Annotated in this window: 16 protein-coding genes and 2 pseudogenes; 7 read left to right on the forward strand and 11 right to left on the reverse strand. The window is 69.2% G+C overall.

The genetic code is table 11. From position 1 onward, the window contains the following. The first annotated feature begins 8 nt into the window (after positions 1-8). From E6W39_RS09065 to E6W39_RS09075, 3 genes are all read left to right on the forward strand, one after another. Positions 9-1025, forward strand: a complete 1017-nt coding sequence (locus tag E6W39_RS09065; protein ID WP_228718042.1) for an AAA family ATPase — start codon at positions 9-11, stop codon at positions 1023-1025. Next, a complete protein-coding gene (locus E6W39_RS09070) occupies positions 1025-2353 on the forward strand; it encodes a DUF58 domain-containing protein (RefSeq protein ID WP_141633091.1) in 1329 nt (442 codons plus the stop codon). The genes E6W39_RS09065 and E6W39_RS09070 overlap by 1 nt, the downstream gene beginning before the upstream one ends. A gap of 86 nt (positions 2354-2439) precedes the next feature. After that, on the forward strand, positions 2440-2973 hold the full coding sequence (locus E6W39_RS09075) for a hypothetical protein (protein WP_141633092.1): 534 nt from the start codon (positions 2440-2442) through the stop codon (positions 2971-2973). A gap of 16 nt (positions 2974-2989) precedes the next feature. On the opposite strand, the pseudogene E6W39_RS09080 reads toward E6W39_RS09075, so the two are convergent. Further along, a pseudogene (locus E6W39_RS09080) lies at positions 2990-3235 on the reverse strand (ABC transporter permease); the annotation flags it as partial. Between the two features lie 331 nt (positions 3236-3566). After that, positions 3567-4295 (reverse strand): GntR family transcriptional regulator, encoded by a 729-nt coding sequence (locus tag E6W39_RS09085; protein ID WP_141633093.1) that lies wholly within the window; start codon positions 4293-4295, stop codon positions 3567-3569. Between the two features lie 1132 nt (positions 4296-5427). Here E6W39_RS09085 and E6W39_RS09090 point away from each other — a divergent pair. The 3 genes from E6W39_RS09090 to E6W39_RS41160 all read left to right on the forward strand — a co-directional run bounded on the left by E6W39_RS09090 (position 5428) and on the right by E6W39_RS41160 (position 8637). Next, positions 5428-5928 carry an NUDIX domain-containing protein gene (locus E6W39_RS09090; protein WP_228718043.1) on the forward strand — a complete coding sequence of 167 codons (501 nt, stop codon included), beginning with the start codon at positions 5428-5430 and terminating at the stop codon, positions 5926-5928. Positions 5929-6165: 237 nt separating this feature from the next. Continuing rightward, the gene (locus E6W39_RS09095; protein ID WP_141633095.1) at positions 6166-6348 is read left to right on the forward strand and encodes a hypothetical protein; all 183 of its coding nucleotides are present in this window, start codon (positions 6166-6168) and stop codon (positions 6346-6348) included. 660 nt (positions 6349-7008) lie between these two features. Continuing rightward, a complete protein-coding gene (locus tag E6W39_RS41160; protein WP_323808995.1) occupies positions 7009-8637 on the forward strand; it encodes a replication initiator in 1629 nt (542 codons plus the stop codon). Positions 8638-8863: 226 nt separating this feature from the next. Here E6W39_RS41160 and E6W39_RS09105 read toward each other — a convergent pair whose 3' ends face one another. From E6W39_RS09105 to E6W39_RS09125, 5 genes and pseudogenes are all read right to left on the reverse strand, one after another. Next, positions 8864-10369: a recombinase family protein gene (locus E6W39_RS09105; protein WP_141633096.1), complete on the reverse strand. Its 1506-nt coding sequence runs from the start codon at positions 10367-10369 to the stop codon at positions 8864-8866. Between the two features lie 12 nt (positions 10370-10381). Then, positions 10382-11038, reverse strand: a pseudogene (locus E6W39_RS09110) (ABC transporter permease); the annotation flags it as partial. 40 nt (positions 11039-11078) lie between these two features. Further along, positions 11079-11978, reverse strand: coding sequence for an ABC transporter ATP-binding protein (locus E6W39_RS09115; RefSeq protein ID WP_141633097.1), 900 nt, complete (start codon positions 11976-11978; stop codon positions 11079-11081). Continuing rightward, the gene (locus tag E6W39_RS09120; RefSeq protein WP_228718044.1) at positions 11975-12463 is read right to left on the reverse strand and encodes a MarR family winged helix-turn-helix transcriptional regulator; all 489 of its coding nucleotides are present in this window, start codon (positions 12461-12463) and stop codon (positions 11975-11977) included. The genes E6W39_RS09115 and E6W39_RS09120 overlap by 4 nt, the downstream gene beginning before the upstream one ends. 88 nt (positions 12464-12551) lie before the next feature. Then, positions 12552-12947, reverse strand: a complete 396-nt coding sequence (locus E6W39_RS09125; RefSeq protein WP_141633098.1) for a cupin domain-containing protein — start codon at positions 12945-12947, stop codon at positions 12552-12554. Between the two features lie 52 nt (positions 12948-12999). Here E6W39_RS09125 and E6W39_RS09130 point away from each other — a divergent pair, with 52 nt between their 5' ends. Continuing rightward, positions 13000-13992: a GlxA family transcriptional regulator gene (locus E6W39_RS09130; RefSeq protein ID WP_141633099.1), complete on the forward strand. Its 993-nt coding sequence runs from the start codon at positions 13000-13002 to the stop codon at positions 13990-13992. A 150-nt stretch (positions 13993-14142) separates the two neighbouring features. Here E6W39_RS09130 and E6W39_RS09135 read toward each other — a convergent pair whose 3' ends face one another. The 4 genes from E6W39_RS09135 to E6W39_RS09145 are packed head-to-tail and all read right to left on the reverse strand — an operon-like array spanning position 14143 to position 16994. Beyond that, positions 14143-14451 (reverse strand): EthD family reductase, encoded by a 309-nt coding sequence (locus E6W39_RS09135; protein WP_141633100.1) that lies wholly within the window; start codon positions 14449-14451, stop codon positions 14143-14145. 43 nt (positions 14452-14494) lie between these two features. Then, positions 14495-15073: a thiamine pyrophosphate-dependent enzyme gene (locus E6W39_RS40300; RefSeq protein ID WP_220140180.1), complete on the reverse strand. Its 579-nt coding sequence runs from the start codon at positions 15071-15073 to the stop codon at positions 14495-14497. Continuing rightward, complete coding sequence (locus E6W39_RS40305) at positions 15070-16167, reverse strand: thiamine pyrophosphate-binding protein (protein WP_220140181.1); 1098 nt, start codon at positions 16165-16167, stop codon at positions 15070-15072. The genes E6W39_RS40300 and E6W39_RS40305 overlap by 4 nt, the downstream gene beginning before the upstream one ends. Further along, on the reverse strand, positions 16167-16994 hold the full coding sequence (locus tag E6W39_RS09145) for an MBL fold metallo-hydrolase (protein ID WP_141633101.1): 828 nt from the start codon (positions 16992-16994) through the stop codon (positions 16167-16169). The genes E6W39_RS40305 and E6W39_RS09145 overlap by 1 nt, the downstream gene beginning before the upstream one ends. Between the last annotated feature and the right edge of the window lie 11 nt (positions 16995-17005).

A 17005-nucleotide genomic window follows, 5' to 3' on the forward strand; every position in this document is an offset into this window, starting at 1 on the left:
AGGACCCTGTGACCACCGAAGACCTGACGCCCCAGCAGGCCGGCAAGCTCGCCCGCGAGGTGCTGGCCGAGATCGAGCGTGCCGTGGTCGGCAAGCCCGAGGCGCTGGAGCTGGTGATGCTCGGCGTGCTGGCCGGCGGGCACGTGCTGATCGAGGACCTGCCCGGCCTCGGCAAGACCCTGCTGGCCCGCTCCTTCGCGACCACGCTCGGCCTGGAGTTCCGGCGCATCCAGTTCACGCCCGACCTGCTGCCCTCGGACGTCTCCGGTGCGCCGTTCTACGACCAGCGCAGCGGCGAGATGGTCTTCCGGCCCGGCCCGCTCTTCACCAACCTGCTGCTGGCCGACGAGATCAACCGCACCCCGCCGAAGACCCAGGCCGCGCTGCTGGAGGCGATGGCCGAGGCCCAGGTGTCGATCGACGGCACCACGCGCCGGCTGCCGGACCCGTTCACCGTGATCGCCACCGCCAACCCGATCGAGTACGACGGCACTTACGCACTGCCCGAGGCGCAGCTCGACCGGTTCCTGCTGCGGGTGCGGATGGGTTATCTGCCGGCCGAGTCGGAGGCCCGGATGCTGCGGGCCCGGATCGACCGCGCCGCGCCCGAGGCGGTGCTGCAGCCGCTCGCCGACCCGGCCACCGTGCTGGCGATGCGGGCGGCGGTGGAGCGGGTCGAGGTGGCCGACGACCTGGTGCGCTATGTGATGGACCTGATCAGCGCGACCCGGTCGCATCCGCAGATCCAGGTGGGCGCCTCGCCGCGCGGTGGCCTCGCGCTGGTCCAACTCGGCCGGGCCCGCGCCATGCTGGCGAACCGCGACTACCTGACGCCGGAGGACGTCAAGTCGGTGGCGGTCCCCGCGCTAGCTCACCGGGTCACGCTCAAGCCGGAGTTGTGGGTGCGACAGGTGTCGGCCGACGACGTGCTGAGCGGGCTGGTGGCGGAGGTGCCGACCCCGCAGACGCTGCCCGGTGTGCCGCTCGGGCAGGACGCCGCCGTGGCTGCCGTTCCGGCGTCGTGATGAGCACCACCGCGCCGGAGCGACATGAGCGGCCTGAGCAACCGCAGTTGACGCTCAGCGAGGGGCCCGCGCCGTCACCGGGCGGCTGGCGGACCGGCGAGCGCACGCTGCGCCTGCTGACCGTGGCCGTGACCGCCGCGGTCGCCGCCCTGCTGACCGGCCAGCCCTGGCTGCTCGCGCTGGCGGCCGGCCCGGTGGTGCTGGTGGTGCTGGCCGCGCCCGGACGGACCAGGCCCACCCAGGTGTCGGCCACCGCCGAGGTGACGCCGCGCCGCTGCTTCGAGGGCGAGACGGTCACCGCGCGGATCACCGTCGCCCACGACGGTGAGGTCGGGCTGCTCGACCCGGGCCTCCTCGCGGGGCCGGGGCTGACGCTGCGGGAGCAGCGGATCGGCCGTGCCGCCGTGGAGTTGGAGTTCACCGCCGCCCGCTGGGGCCGCTGGAGCGCGGGCACCGTCGATCTGGACCTCTACGACGGCGGCGCCTTGGCCCGCCGCACGGTGCGGGTGGAGCTGGGCGAGGTGGACGTCTTCCCGGTGCCCACCGCCGCCGGGCTGACCCCGATCCCGGTCCGGCTGCCCGAGCGGCTCGGCGAGCACGCCTCGCGGCAGGCGGGCGAGGGGGTGGAGGTGATCGGAGTGCGCCCGCATGTCTGGGGTGAGCGGCAGCGCCGGATCCACTGGCCGTCGACCACCCGGCGCGGCAGCATCCAGATCAACGAGTTCGGCGCGGAGCGGGCGGTGGACACGGTGGTGCTGCTGGACGCGCTGGGCGATCTGGCCGACCCCGTCTCCGGTGCCTCCACTCTGGACGAGACGCTGCGCGCGGCCGCCGGCCTGACCAGGGCGTACCTGCGCACCCACGACCGGGTCGGCGTGGTCTCGGTCGGCGGCAAGTTGCGCTGGCTGCAGGCGGGTTCCGGGGAGCAGCAGTTCTACCGGATCGTGGAGAGCGTGCTGGAGGTGCGCAAGGACCTCGGCTACCGCACGCCGGATCTGCACCGGCTGCCGCCGCGGGCGCTGCCGGCAGGTGCGCTGGTGTACGCGTTCACGCCGCTGGCCGACCAGCGGATCCTGGACGTGCTGGGCGACTTGGCCGACCGGGGGAACCCGCTGGTGGCGGTGGAGATCCCGTTCGGCGAGCCGGAGGTGGATCCGTCGGAGCAGGCCGAGGTGCGGGCCAGGCAGCTGTGGCGCGCCGATCGCGAGGCGATCCGGTTCGCGTTGCGCAATCGGGGCGTGCCGGTGGTGACCCATCAGCCCGGCGAGACGCTGGACTTGGCGGTCGCGCCGCTGCGGCGCGGGCGGATTCAGGGGAGGCAGCGGTGACTGGGCGCTGGTTTGGCGGTAGGACGGTGACCGAGCGCTCGGTCAGCGGTAAGGCGGTGACTGGGCGCTGGTTTGGCGGTAGAGCGGTGACCGAGCGCTTGCTCAGCCGCTGCCTGGGCATGGCGCTCCTGACGGCCGCCACCAACCCGATGGGCGGGGCCATGATGGCGCTCCACCTGGTCGGGGTGGCGGCGGCAGTCGGCTTCGGATGGTGGGCCGCACCGCCGCTGAGGACCCGTCCCACCGCCCCGTCCGCCCAGCTGCACGTGCAACTGGCCCGGCACCGCAACACCGTGCTGGCCACGGCGGCCGTCCTGCTGGCCGCCCTCACCCAGCCCTCCGCCTGGCTGGCGGCGGCGATCACCGCTCTGCTGATCGGCTACCTGCTGCACATCGACGCCCGCAGCCACGCCCACCTGCCGACCAGTCCCGGCGCCGCCCTGTCCGCCTGCGCCGCATCCGCCCTGGTCCTGGCGGCATCCCTCACTCCCGCCCAGACCTCCGACGCCGCCCGCCTGCTGGCCGCCCTCGGCCTCGCGGCGGCGGCCGGTGCGGTGGGCCTGGCTCTCCACCAGCGACCGGGCGGCCGACGCGAACGGAGCGGCCACCCGGTCGACTAGGGCTACGCCTTCGGGCTCATCGGGCCAGCCGTCCCAGCAGTGCCGAGGCCGCCGCGATACCCACGGCGGTGGCCGCGGCCAACACGCCGAAGTCCAGCGGCAGATGGGCCGGAGCGCCGATCAACAGGCCCCGCAGTGCGTCGACTTGGTAGCTGAGCGGATTCACCTTGCTGATCGCCTGCAGCCAGCCCGGCATCAGGTGCAGCGGGTAGAGGGCGTTGGAGCCGAAGAACAGCGGCATGGTGATCGCCTGGGTCAAGCCCCTTCTGCAACCTATTCACTTCCCCGCGTGAGCCGATGCAGAAGGCGGGGGCAGGCTTTGGGCGGTGTCCTTGCGGGGCTGGGGTCGGACATGGCCGGGGGGCCGTAAGCTGTTGCGACTCGGTCAGGGCTTTTGGGCCTGACCGCAGTTTGGCCGAGTGGCCCCCCGGTCTTGCCCGACGCGGGTCCCGGCTCGGCAAGGTGCGTAAAGCCTGCCCCCGCCGGGCCGGGCCACAGCGCGGCAGCTTGGGACGGACAAGCGGAAGGCCCGGACACTCGCCTGTGGGGTGTCCGGGCCTTGGCGTGAGCGGTCAAGGCGTATCGGCGTCGGCTTACCGCGTCGGGCTGTACTCGTACCCGATGGTGTACCGGGCCGGAATGCACCACTCTCCGTACTCGATCACCCCGTGGTCGTCGGACCAGCGGTGCACCCCCGCCAGGATGGGCGAACCGTTGGGGATGGCCAGGGCGGACGCCTCGCGCTGGTTGGCGGCTCGGCCGTGCATGTCGTCACGGGCGTGGGTGACGGTGCGCCCGGTCGCTTCGAGGATCCGGCCGAAGAGCCCGGCATTCTTCCCAGGTGCGGTGCTGAGCAGGTCAGGCACCAGGGCCGCGAACTCGGCTGGGTAGTAGACCCCTTGGTACATCGTGCGGCTCTTTCCGTGGCCGACCACGAATTCACGGCGCACCAGTTGATCTCCGGGGTCGAGTCCGAAGATCTCTTGCACGTAGAGCGGCGGCACCCTGAGTTCTGCCAAGGTGACGATGCAGGTCTCGTAGTCCATGAGGCTGGAGCGGATGCGGTTGACCTGGAGGAGCCGATCACGCCCGGATGCGGTGATGTTGGCCTCGTCGGCCACGAAGGTTCCGCGAGGGGACGTGTAGACGTACCCCTCGACCATGAGTTGCTGGAGGGCGCGGGTCACCGTTGCAGAGGCGACGTTCCAGGTCTTGCAGATGTCCCGCTGCGAGGGGAGCTGCGTCCCGGTGGGCAGCTCTCCGGTCAGTATCGCGGAGCGGTAGTGATCGGCGATCTTCGTGAAGGTGTTGCGGGCAGCCATAGCGGAGCCCCCCTGACGATCAGTCATGTCGTGTACTAGGACACCGACAAGCGTACTCCCGTGACGCTGCGACTGCGTAGTGTTGTGTCCTACGACAGCGAGGAAGATGTCCTAGGAGGCTGACAACCGTGAGCGCTGACGTCATCAACAACCCCGACTTCCGTCGCGAAAGGGGACGGCCCGACTCCCTCCCGCCTGGCTGGAACCCCCTGGACGACTACGACCCGGCTGAGTCGAGCCGACTCCTCGGACGACGGTCGAGCAGCGAGTTCCCCCCGTGCACCTGCGGCTCGCCGACCTGCCCAAACCGGGCGACCTGATGGCCTCCGGCCCACCGACTACAGAGTGTCGGACCTGTGACGGTCTGGCTGCCCTGGATGCACTGGAGGGTCGTTCGATTCAGGCGGTCGCTTCGGCGATCGAGCGGGCTCGGGTGATCCACGCTCCTCGGTGTCCGAGGCGGCGGCGATGACGGGCTACTCGCCGCTGGATGGCATCTCGGCGGAGGTCTTGGCGTTCTTGTGGGCTGAGCCGGATCACACGCGTAATCACCGGTCGTTCCCTCGGGAGCACCTGGCCTTGCTGATGGAGTGTGAGGAGTACCGGGGGGCCGTGCGAGACAGCGTCGTGAAGACGGCTGACTTGGTGGATCGTCATGGTCTCCCGGGTGGGCTCGGTGACGGTAGCAGTGACGGCCCGTGGGACAGCTCGGGCTGGCCGTCCGGCTGATGGTGTGAAGACTCCCGCGCCGCTTGGTGGATCACCACGGGTGACGCGGGTGGCCCCTGGTTCATCTGCTGGGGGCGGGTCCGGGCGTGAGTGTCAACGTGTCCGGACTGGCGGTCTCGGCGTCTGTGCACGGGTGCCGTTCCCCGGGCCGTGGCCGCCTCATTCATTGTCGTGACTTCCTCGTGAGGAGAGGTATGTCCAGTTCGAAGGTTCCCAGGGATGTGCCCGGTGGTGGGTCGCGGGTGTTGGCCTCGATTGATCGGGCCGGTGTGCGGTGGTCGGGGGTGGCTGGTCGGGTCGCCTCCCGGTTGGTGGCGGAGGCTGACGCGGCTGCCAGTCGGGGTGACGACGGTGGACCGGACGGTTCGCCGCGCGACGGTGTCAGGGAAGAGGGCTGATCTTCATGGACAGGTCGAACTACGTGAGTCCGCCGCCGCGTCGGATCGGGGCTCAGGCGGTGCTGCTGCATCCGACGGAGGATCAGGTGATGGTTCTTCGGATGCGGGAGCGGCGGTGCGGGTGGCTGCCGGGTGGGCACTGCGCGCCGAACGAGTCGGCGATCGTGGCGGTGGAGCGGATCGTGCGGTTGCAGCTGGGTATCGCGGTGCCGTTCGGTGGCGTGGATCTGGCGGTGGTGGACTACTCGCCCGCGAGCCGGGAGCCGGAGGCGCGGGAGGGGTACAACTTCGTGTTCGTGCGTCGGCTGAGCGCGGAGCACGCGGGATTGGCGCGTCCGCAGGAGGCGGCCGGTCCGGACCTGCTCGGCTACGACTGGGTGAACGTCGCGGAGCTGGAGAACGTGTGTCTGCCGTACCACGTGCGCAGGGTCACGCGGGCGGTGGAGGCGGCCTGCGAGGCGGGCTCGACGGCGGGCCGGTTCCTGGCGCAAGGCCTGGTGGCCTGATGTCGAGTGGGCGGGGCTGCCGCCCGGGTTGAGTAGGCGTTGGCGGGCCGAGTACTGGTTTGCCCACGAGTTTGGCTCCAAGGTCAGTGGGACCTGCGGGGGTGATCACTTCCATCACATCGTCGGGCACGTGGTGCGTTGCGCGGTGGGCGTCGATGACGAGGAGGGCTTGCGGGCGGCTGAGGTGGCGGCGGCGTTGATCCGCTACGCCCGTCCGGTCTGCGAGTTGGAACACCGGTGGGTGTTCGTGCACCCGGGGGCTTCGGTGACCTCAAGGTGTTCTTCGACCCCGAGGCGCCGCCGAGCTTGGAGCGGTTGACCCCCGAGGAGCGGGCTGCCGCAGAAGCGGCTCTGTGGGCCGAGGAGGAGGACGGCGAAGCGGAAGAGGAGGACGAAGGCCAGGACGACGGGGAGGAGTGACGATGGTGCGACGGGTCCGGCTGCCTTGGTGGTGGCCGGGCTCGCGATTTCGTGCCGCGGGCGATCGGATGGTCTCCCGCGGCTTCGCGCTGGGTGATCTTGGCTGTCCGGGCGCTGTATTGGTCCCGGGTGGTCGCCTCGTCGTGCTCGTGGTGGGTGTTCGCGTGGGGCGGCCGGGCCGCCGGCCGGGACCGGCCGTCAGGCCGCATGCCCGGCCTGCGGGCCAAGGCCGCCCGGCGGCGCGAACGCGCCGCCGCTTGAGGAATGTAAAGAAGACCTACGCCACCCGGCTGCGCCGTCGTCGGCAGCCTGGGTCCTCCCAATATGTCGAACATGCTAGCGATTCATCATAACGTTTGAGACACTGTCAGGAGAACGACAGCACGACAGGGGACCGCCCTGCTGGGCTCGGCCAGCGAAACACTCACTCCATGGGCGCATGCCCGGATCCGGCCGTGAGTGCCGTTGAGCCTCTCGAATAGGCGCGCGTGTCCAGCCCCCCTGGGTCCGTCAACTCACGTTTCCTGCAAGTGACTTCGCTCATCTTTTGGGTCTGTGTGGCCCGTCCGGCAGTGCCGGTGCTCTCGAAAGGACTGATCGCCATGTCGCGCATCCGACCATCTCGCGCGTTCGGCTCGCTCGTCACCCTGACCGGTTCGCATGCCTGGAGGAGGCTGCATCGTGTCCGTCGCCGATGGCGCGTCCACTCCTGTTCGACCTGACCCTGACCCCTCCGACCCGGCTGCCCGCCGGGACCTGCTTGCGCTGGACGCCCGACTTCGGGCCCTGTCCGAGCTGGACCGGGACGTCTTCCACGTAGCCACCGCGCCTGGGTTCACCCGGTGGCTTGAGCAGATTCACAGCATCGGCGGGTGCGCGCAGCCGGTGTACCTGTCCGGCCACACCACGAGGGTGGATGCCGCGACGGGTGAGATCCTGTCCGCCTACTCCACTGCAGGTGAACCGGGCGAGCGGCTTGCGGTGCGCTGCGGTAACCGCCGTGCCCGTCGCTGCCCCACCTGCTCCCGGCTCTACCAGGGAGACACCTTCTACCTCGTGCGCGCGGGACTGAGTGGCGGCAAGGGCCTGCCTGACAGTGTGGCCGGGCACACGAGATTGTTCGTGACGCTAACTGCCCCGTCCTTTGGCCGGGTCCACCGCGCGACCTCTGATGGCCGGGCATGCCGCCCGCAGCGACGGACTGCGATATGTCCGCACGGTCGTACTACCAACTGCCAAGCGATCCATGACCCGGATGATGCGCTGGTCGGCTCGCCTCTGTGCCCGGCTTGCTACGACTACACGGGTCAGGTGCTGTGGCACGCTCACGCCGGGCGGCTGTGGAACCGCTTCACCGATCAGACCCGCCGGGCTGTGGCCACTGCGGCCGGTCTGCCCCGAAGTCGGCTGCGCGAGCACGTGATCGTCTCGTTCGCCAAGGTGGCCGAGTACCAGAAGCGCGGCGCGGTTCACTTCCATGCCGTCGTGCGTCTGGATGGGCCGGACGGTCCTGCCTCGGCTCCGCCCGCCTGGGCGTCCGCGTTGCTGCTGGAGCATTGTGTCCGGCATGCTGCTGCGGCTGTGTGGGTGGAGGCTCCGCCGTCGGCCGCCTATGGGGATGTGGTCCTGCGCTGGGGCGAGCAACTGGATGTGCGGCCCATCGGGGCGTTCCCGGACGGTCAAGCGCTGCGGGATGACGCGGTGGCAGGGTACGTCGCCAAGTACGTGACCAAGAGCGCCGAATTAGCCGGGGCGGTGGACTACCCGATCACGTCGGCCGGTGAGATCGCGCACTTGGCCGTGTCCGGGCATGTGCGGGCTCTGATCGGTATGTGCTGGCGCCTGGGCGGCTTGGCGGAGTTGGAACACCTGCGGCTGCGCGCGTGGGCTCACATGCTCGGCTACGGGGGCCACTGCCTGACCAAGTCGGTTGCCTACTCGACGACTTACGGTGAGCTTCGAGCCGCCAGGGCCGGCACCGCTCGGCCGAGTTGCCCGCCGGCGTGGAGGTCGTCACCGATGGGGCCTGGCGGTACGTGGGACGCGGCTACACGCCGGGTGAGGCGCTGTTCGCGCGTGGCGTCGCCGAGGACAACGCCACCAATCGCGAGATCGCACGGTGGGAAATGGGCACGGACGGGGGGTCGCGATGACCGGAAGGTGGGGGCGCAGCATGTCGCAGACCTCGCCCGGCACGGCCTGGTCCATGGGTGGGTGGGTGGGGCGCGGCGAGTACCCCGAGGAGCTGACAGGGTGGCCCGGCTGGTGGGGGCTGAGCATGGACGCTGATACGACTGGGTGTGCGCCGACCACCACCACAGATGAACCGGACACCGAACGCCAGAGCCGCGCTTGGCACTTGGAACGCGTCTGTGCGCGATTCCCTCGCCGGATCAGCCCTGGCAGTGCGGAGCGACTGGCACGGCTACTGACACCGTGCGAGGAGAGCGCGAGCGACTGACGGCCGGGCCGGTTGGGACCCTTCTCCGAGGGATCCCAACCGGCTCCCGTGTGTTCAGAGGATGGGATTGGGCTCGATCTCCACCCGACCGTAGTCGAATGCCCGACCGCGAGAGCTCGAAGCATCGATGATCACTGCCGAGAACAGGAACCGCATGACCGAGTTCATCCGCTGGTAGTTCTTGGCGTCCTCAAGGGCCTTCCAACTGCGTTCGGCGTGAGGACCGATCAGCCCTTCAAGCACTTCAACCACTGGCCGAACGATCAGCTTCTTCTGCAGTGCCGCGATGCGGTCCTCAACGGTCTTGCGCATGGCTCGGTACTCACGCGTGGTCAGCTCCCGGGCCTCCCACATCTCCTTGAGTTCACTGAGCTCCTGACGGTCGGCCTCGATAGCAGCCTCGTCGGCCGGGGACAGTGCGGCTGACGCAGTGTTGCCTGTCACGTCCAACCGCTCAAGGATCTTGATAGCGGCATCCCTCACGAAGCTCTCCAGGGTGGGAGCCGACACCTTCCGGCCGCACGATGCCGAGTCCGTCCGCTGGCTGCGTCCGCAGAGGTAACTGCCATCAGAGCCTGCCATCCGGATGCCGCACCGCTTGCAGACCACCAGTCCGCGCAGGAGATAGAACCGGTCTGGCTGCTTGTTCTCGCTCGTCGGCTCGGCCGCTGCCCGATAGGAACGCCGGTCACGCACCTCGTCCCAGAGCCCTCGCGCGATGATGGCAGGCCACTCGCCCGCGCCGATCTCTTCTCCCCGGAAGATCCGGATCCCCGCCACGTGCGGGTTGTCCAGCAAGGCACGCACGGTGTGCGGGTTCCACTCCTTGCCGAGCGCCGTACGCTCCTCCCGCCTGTTCAGATCGTTGGCGATCTTCTGGGGCGTGTCGCCCTCCAGGAACCTCGTGAACACCTCCCGAACAATGATCGCCTCATTCGGAACGATCTCCATGCCGGACGTGGCGTAGCCATACCTGCGCTTCCCGCCGTGTGGAAGACCGTCCCTGGCGCGATCAACCATCGTGTCTAACAAGCGACGTGACGTGTCGTCACTAGAACGGCATGCGTGGGCTACCTCGATGCGCAGAAAGAAGCGGTCATCCGGGTCAGCGAGGTTCCGCCGGTTCGCCTGCCCGTGCAGCGTGATGTCGTGATCATCAGAGACCTGCAAGAGCTCTTCAAGGTCGTGTGGCTGCCGCATGAGTCGATCAGGGTGGTACGTGATGATGTGGCGAACGCGCCCCGCGCGGACAGCCGTGAGAAGACCGTCCCAACCGGGTCGCTTGCGGTTACGCTTCCAAGCTGACCGGTTGTTGTCCACGAACACAAGATCGCTGGCAACCAGCACACCCAGGCGCTCCGCGATGTCCCGGCAGATACGTTCCTGACGGTCGACGCCGGTCTGATCGTCGTCGCTGACATGGGAGATGCGGCAGTAGAGTGCGGCAGGCTCTCCGGTCCAGTCGGCACGGGAGTGCCCTCGCTGACGAGGTACAACGAACTTCGCTAGTCGGCGCTCTCGCTCCGGCTGACGGTCTGTCTGGTGCTCCCCTAAGTCCATGCAAATAGCTTATGGGTGAGGCATGGCCTGGCCGATGCCCATCAGCCGGTCGCGGGTGAGCACGATGCCCGCGATGGTCATCGACAGGCAGGAGAAGAAGGCCGAGCCGAGCAGCACCACCACCGCGACACCCAGCAGCCGCACCGGGTTCCAGGTCATCGCGACGCCGAGCAGCGCGGCGATCAGCACCACCACGACGGCCTGGATCACCGCCTTGACCCCGGCGGCGAACGCCTTGCCGGTGACCAGTGCGGCGCGCGGTGTCGGGGTGACCAGCAGCTTGGTGAGCACCCCGGAGTCCCGCTCCCAGATGATCATGATGCCGTAGAAGATCGCGATGAACATCGCGGACTGGGCGATGATCCCGGGCGCCAGGTAGTCGAGGTAGGGGATGCCGCCGGTCGGTATCGCCTTCAGGCGGGTGAAGGTCTCACCGAAGATCAGCAGCCAGAGGGCGGGTTGGACGGCCCGGGTGTAGAGCTCGGTGCGGTCGTGGCGCAGCTTCTGCAGCTCGACGGCGCACATCGCCAGCACCCGCGCCGGGACCAGCTGCCAGCCGGTCCTGGCGCGCGGCGGGACCAGCAGCAGGCCGAAGTCGCGCTCCGGCGCGGGGCCGGTGCCCGAGGCGGCGGCCGCTGCGGCGGCGTCCGTGGTCGCAGTCTCCGTCATGGTCGCGGCCTCGGCTGCATGTGCGCCTGCGCCTGCGGCCTCAGCCGACACGGGACGCGGTTCGGCGGGTACGGCGGACATCGCTGAAGTCTCCTTCCGAGGCTTGACCGCGCGCCAGATCACGTCCGGCGAAGTGGCGGAAGACGTCGTCGAGGGTGGGGTCGGGGTGCTCCGGGGCCTGTTCGCGCACCCGGGCCTTCAACTCCGCCGGGGTGCCGAGGGCGCGGATCTTGCCGCGGTCCATCAGGCCGATCCGGTCGCAGTACTGGTCGGCCTCGTCCATGTAGTGGGTGGTGACCAGCACGGTCATGCCGGTCGCCCGCCGGACCGCCTCGATGCACTCCCAGACGCTGGTGCGGGCGATCGGGTCCAGGCCGATGGTGGGCTCGTCCAGCACCAGCAGGCGCGGCGCGCTGACCAGGGCCTGCGCCAGTTCGAGGCGGCGGACCATGCCGCCGGAGTAGGTGCCGCACATCCGGTCGGCGGCCTCGGTCAGGTCGACCGCGGCCAGCGCCTGGGCCACGCGCGCGGCCCGTTCGGCGTGCGGCACGTCGAAGACCCGGGCGAACAGGGCGACGTTCTCCCGACCCGTCAACCCCGACTCGGCGGACAGCTGCTGGGGCACGTACCCGAGCAGTCGGCGGACCTGCATCTGGCGGCGCGCGGTGTCGTGCCCGAAGACCCGGACCATGCCGCTGGGCACCGGGAGCAGCGTGGTGATGGCCCGGATGGTCGTGGTCTTGCCGGCGCCGTTGGGCCCGAGCAGGCCGAAGACCTCGCCGGTGCGGACGGTGAGGTCCACACCGTCCACCGCCTTGGCGCCCTTGCCGCGGCCCCGGTGGAACGAGTACTCCAGGCCGCGGCAGACCACCGCGTCGGCCCCGGGGGCGGGGGCGGTGTCCGAGGCGGCCGCAGCGGTCGCGTTCTCGGTGCTGGTCATCGCTCGTCCTCCCCCAGTTGGGCCCGCAGGCCGTTGGCGACGCCGCGCAGCGCGGGCAGCGCGGCGGCGAGCGCCGCCTGATCGGCAGCGGGCAGGTCGGCCACCACGGCCTCGAACAGCGCCGCGCGCCTGGCTCGCCAGGCACCGATCCGCTCGACCGCCTCGTCGGTGGCGAACAGCCGGGCGGCCCGGCGGTCGGCCGGGTCGACCTGGCGGTGGAGCAGACCCTGCGTGACCAGCTGGTTGACCAGGGTGGAGACCGAGTTCCCGGCGAGGCAGAGCTCCTTGGCGGCGTCCGAGACCCGCAGCCCCGGGCTGTCCATCACCAGCCGGAGCAGCTCGACATGGGCACCGCGCAACCGCGGCTCGGTCTGCCCCTGGCGCAGCTTGCGCCGCACCAGGCGCTGTATGCCGACGAGCAGCGCGCTGAAGTCGTCGGCCAGCTCCATGTCAGGCCGGGCGGACGCGGCGCGAGGAGTAGTCATATCTACAGTTTATCTCTCAGTGAGAGGTAACTGTCCAGAGCACGCCCCGCACGAAGACCCCAGGCCGTTCACCTGGACCAGGACCGGCTCAGCTGCGGAGTGGATGCCCGGTGGTCGCGTCCACGTGCGCGGGGACCTCCTCGTGGCGGTCGCCGACCGTCGGGGTGCCCGCGGGCTCGAACATCAGGATGGCGGCACCGGCGGCGGAGGCGGGCTTGTGCTCCGTGCCCCGGGGAACGGTGTAGACCGAGCCCCGGGGCAGGTGCACCGTGCGTTCGCCCGCCGGCCCGCGCAGCGAGATGGCCAGCTCGCCCTCCAGCACCAGGAAGAACTCGTCGGTGTCGTCATGGACGTGCCAGATGTGCTCGCCCCGGACCTTGGCGATGCGCACGTCGTAGTCGTTGACGCTGGTAACGATGCGCGGGCTCCACAGGGCGTCGAAGGAGGCCAGGGCGGTGTCGAGAGAGATGGGTTCGTCAGTCATGAGTGGATCATCGCGGCTTGGTCCCGGCCCGAACGAGTGCTAGGAATCGCACATGTCGCAAGAATCCTCGCAGCGGCGCCCGGCCGCCGGCCCGCACCGGGTCGTGGTGATCGTGGACCAGAACTCGAATCCGTTCGAACTCGGCTGCGCGACCGAGGTGTTCGGCCTGCGCAGGCCCGAACTCGGCCGCGAGCTGTACGACTTCCGGCTCTGCTCGCCGGAGCCGACCACCCTGATGCGGGACGGCTTCTTCACCCTCGGCGGGGTCGCCGACCTGGCGGCGGCCGACACCGCGGACACCCTGATCGTCCCGAACCGGCCCGACACCGAGGTGCCCCGCCGCCCGGCCGTGCTGGACGCCGTCCGCCGCGCGCACGCCCGCGGCGCACGCCTGGTGGGCTTCTGCAGCGGCGCCTTCACCCTCGCCGAGGCCGGAGTGCTCGACGGGCGCCGGGCGACCGCGCACTGGCAGTGGGCCGACGCCTTCCGGGCCCGCTTCCCGACCGTCCGGTTGGCGGAGGACGTGCTCTTCGTCGACGACGGCGACATCCTCACGGCAGCCGGCAGCGCGGCCGCACTCGACCTCGGGCTGCACCTGGTGCGCCGCGACCACGGTGCCGAGATCGCCAACGCCGTCAGCCGGCGGCTGGTCTTCGCCGCCCACCGGGACGGCGGGCAGCGGCAGTTCATCCAGCGCCCGGTGCCGGACACCCCGGACGAGTCCCTCGCCCCGGTGCTCGCCTGGACCGAGGAGCGCCTGCACCTGCCGCTGACCGTCGCCGACCTGGCAGCCCGCGCCCGGGTCAGCCCCGCGACCCTGCACCGGCGCTTCCGGGCCCAGCTGGGCACCACCCCGCTGGCCTGGCTCAACCGCGAACGCCTCTCGCTGGCCTGCCGGTTGATCGAGCGCGGCGAGGCGCGAATGGAGGTCGTCGCGCGCCGCAGCGGCCTCGGCACCGCCGCCAACCTGCGCATCCTGATGCGCCGGGAGACCGGCCTGGCCCCCTCGGCCTACCGGCGGCGTTTCGGCCCGGGACCCAGGTAGGCCACCCGGGCTCAGGTAGGCCACCCGGGGCCCCCGAGCCACCGGCGGCCGGGGGCCGGGGCCCAGGGTGAGTGACCCCGGGCCCCCTCGACGACATCGCCGAAGCCCTGCGCGGCGCTCAGCCTCGCGAGGCTATGACAGCGTCTGCGCTCAGACCTCTTCGACGTCCGTGAAGAGGAGCCGCACACCGCCGGTCGCCAACTCGCGGAGCTTGGCGACGAACGCCCCGGCCTCTTCGGTCGTCACGGCCCTGCTGGCCGCGTCGTAGTCGGTGAAGTACAGGTCGAGCACGCGATAGGCCGGGGTCGGGCTGCCGTCCTCCTTCGGCCAGACCTTCGCGCTCTCGACCCGCTGGACTCCGGGGATCTTCTTCGCCAGCGCGATCTGGTCGTCGTGACCGGCCTCGAAGACGTCGGGGTCCTGCGGGTTCTCGAAGATTGCGGTGATCTTCGTGGTCATGGTTCTCGTCCTTTCTCCGGTGTTGCCCTCGATGTTCGTCCTGCTACCGGGTCTTCCAATTCGCGTTGTCAGGGATCGACTTGTCGGGCACCCGGACCTGGATGATGGACGGGCTGCTCGCGTTCTTCAGAGCAGCCGTCACGGCATCGTCCAGTTCCCCGTACGTGCTGACTTCCCACCCCTGGCAACCGAACACCTCCGACAACTTGCTGTAGTTCCACCGGTGCAGGACGCATGGCCGGTAGAACGACTTGTCGGTGTGGAAGACCGATGAATCGGCGAGCCACTGCTCCACGCCGTAGACGCCGTTGTCGATGACGAAGATGATCGGGTTGAGTCCGAAGCGGGTCTGCGTCGAGAGGCACTGGGCGGTCATCTGGAAGCCGCCGTCACCCGAGAAGACCATGACCCGCTGATCGTCCCTCTTCGCCAGGCAGAGACCGGTCGCGGCCGCCGCGATGTAACCGATCGACGAGTAGGACGACTGAACGATGAACCCGCCCGGAGCGGGCACATCGAGCAGCAGACTGCCGAAGTAGTTCATGCTCGCGTCACTGCCGACGATGGTGTCCCGATCGATGTACTGCTGCACGAAGTTGTAGAACCCCTGATACGTGATCACCTCGGTCGAGCCCACCGCCGACACGCTCCGGGCCGGCCCTTGGGCCGTTTCCGCGCGTTGGGCGCGAGCTGCTTCGCCGCGAGGATCCCGTCGATCAGGTGCTCCAGCGCGACCTGCCCGCCGAAGTAGGTGCCGAGCTTGACCGCGTCCAGCGATGCGAATGCGGTCTTGTCGAAATCCGGGTTCCAGCCCAGCGAGTTGATGTCCGTCAGCCACACGCCGAGGGCCAGCACGAAGTCGGACGAATCGACCAACTCCGTGACGGCGGTTGCGGACGCCTGGCCGTCGAGCACTCCGACGAACAGCGCATCGTCCTCGGAGAGGACGGCCTTGCTCAGGAGTTCCGTGACGAAGGGGATCTCCAGTTGCCGGATCAGCCTCAAGGCCTTCTCCTGGAGGCCGAGCCGGTCGATTTCCACACCGATCCAGATCAGTGGGTTCTCGGCGCTTTCGAGCTTGGCGCAGATCTTCTCGACCGACTCTTCCAGGCTGGTCTGGTCCGACAGGATCCTGGCCGGCGTCAGCACGCCCTGGGGTGGCTCGCACTCCAAGTCGACCATGTCCTGGAGGAGTTCGAGGTATACCGGGCGCCGTTCGCTGATGCAACGGGTCAGTGCGTAATCGATCAGCATCGGTGCGAGGTCGGGATTCTCGATCCGGACGGCCGCGACCGTGATGTGCTCGAACGACTGGAGGTCCGTTTCGCGCCCGCTGATGAAGTGGTGGGCGCTGAACCCGGTCTGCTCGAAGGTCAGGGTCTTCTTGATGCTCGGCGTGCCGTTGATCAGCACGATCGGCACCTTCTCGACGTAGGCACCGGCGACGGCGTTCACGGCACACAGCGCACCTGCGGAGTAGGTGACGCAGAGGGCTCCGATGCCCTTCAGTCTCGCGTAGCCGTCCGCCGCGTAGCCGGCGTTCACCTCGTTGACTTCTTCGACGATTTCGATGCTGCTCGGTGTGACGTACTGGTTCAACCACTCGATCGAATAGTCACCCGCGATGGCGAACAGGTGCTCCAGGCCCAGCTGGTGGAGCCGGTCCACCAGGTACTGCCCCACCGAGTAGCGCTTGTTCATGGTGGCCTCCGTCATCAGTAGTCGCTCGCGCCGCCGAACAACCGGGGCAGGTAGATGTCGAAGATGCCCGGACACTTGCGCTCGGGATACCGCTGGAGCATGAAGTCCTTGAAGGCGTCGTCCGCCAAGCCGTTGCCGATGGCCTGCCGGGCGGCCGAGAGGTACTCGATGTTGCGGGCGACTTCGTTCCTGTCGGCCGGCAGGCCGTGGCCCGGCAGGAACAACTCGTAGTCCTCCACCAGCATTTCTTCCAGCACCCGGATCCAGTGGTCCATGTGCTTCGTCAGATACAGATGGGTTCCGCTGTAGAGCAGGTCCTGGGCGACGTACACGCCCAGCTCGGGAAGCTTGATGGTGAGGTGGTAGTCGATCTCGGTGTCCGTCACCCGGTCGAAGACGTACCTGACCCCGTCGATCATCTCCTCACCGGGGCCGGCGAGTTTCTGGGGGACGACGATCCGGTCCGGCGCGAGGTCGCCGAGTTTCCAGTGGTCGCTCCGCGAGTCCTCGCCGTGTTCCTCGATGAAGCTCATGGTCTCGGGCAGCGCGTGGATCGTGACGTCGCCGAACGCGGTCCCCGTGCCGAACCAGTGGTCGGGGTGCCGGTGGGAGATGTACAGTCTCTCGATCGGCTTGCCGAGGCTGTCCGCGTACTCCCTGAACGCCTTGGCGTAAGGCACCAGGAACTGCCCGTCGACGAGCACCAGTTGGTTCTCGGTTTCGATGATGTGCGTGGCGTTCGCGATGTTGTTGTACGCGAAGGACGCGACGAAGGTGTGGATGCGGACATGACCCGCCCGCTTCACGACCATGATGATGGGATCCGACACCTGAGTCGGCATTCGGGGACCTC

Origin of the sequence: Kitasatospora acidiphila (assembly GCF_006636205.1) — a bacterium.
In the GTDB taxonomy this organism is placed as follows: domain Bacteria; phylum Actinomycetota; class Actinomycetes; order Streptomycetales; family Streptomycetaceae; genus Kitasatospora; species Kitasatospora acidiphila.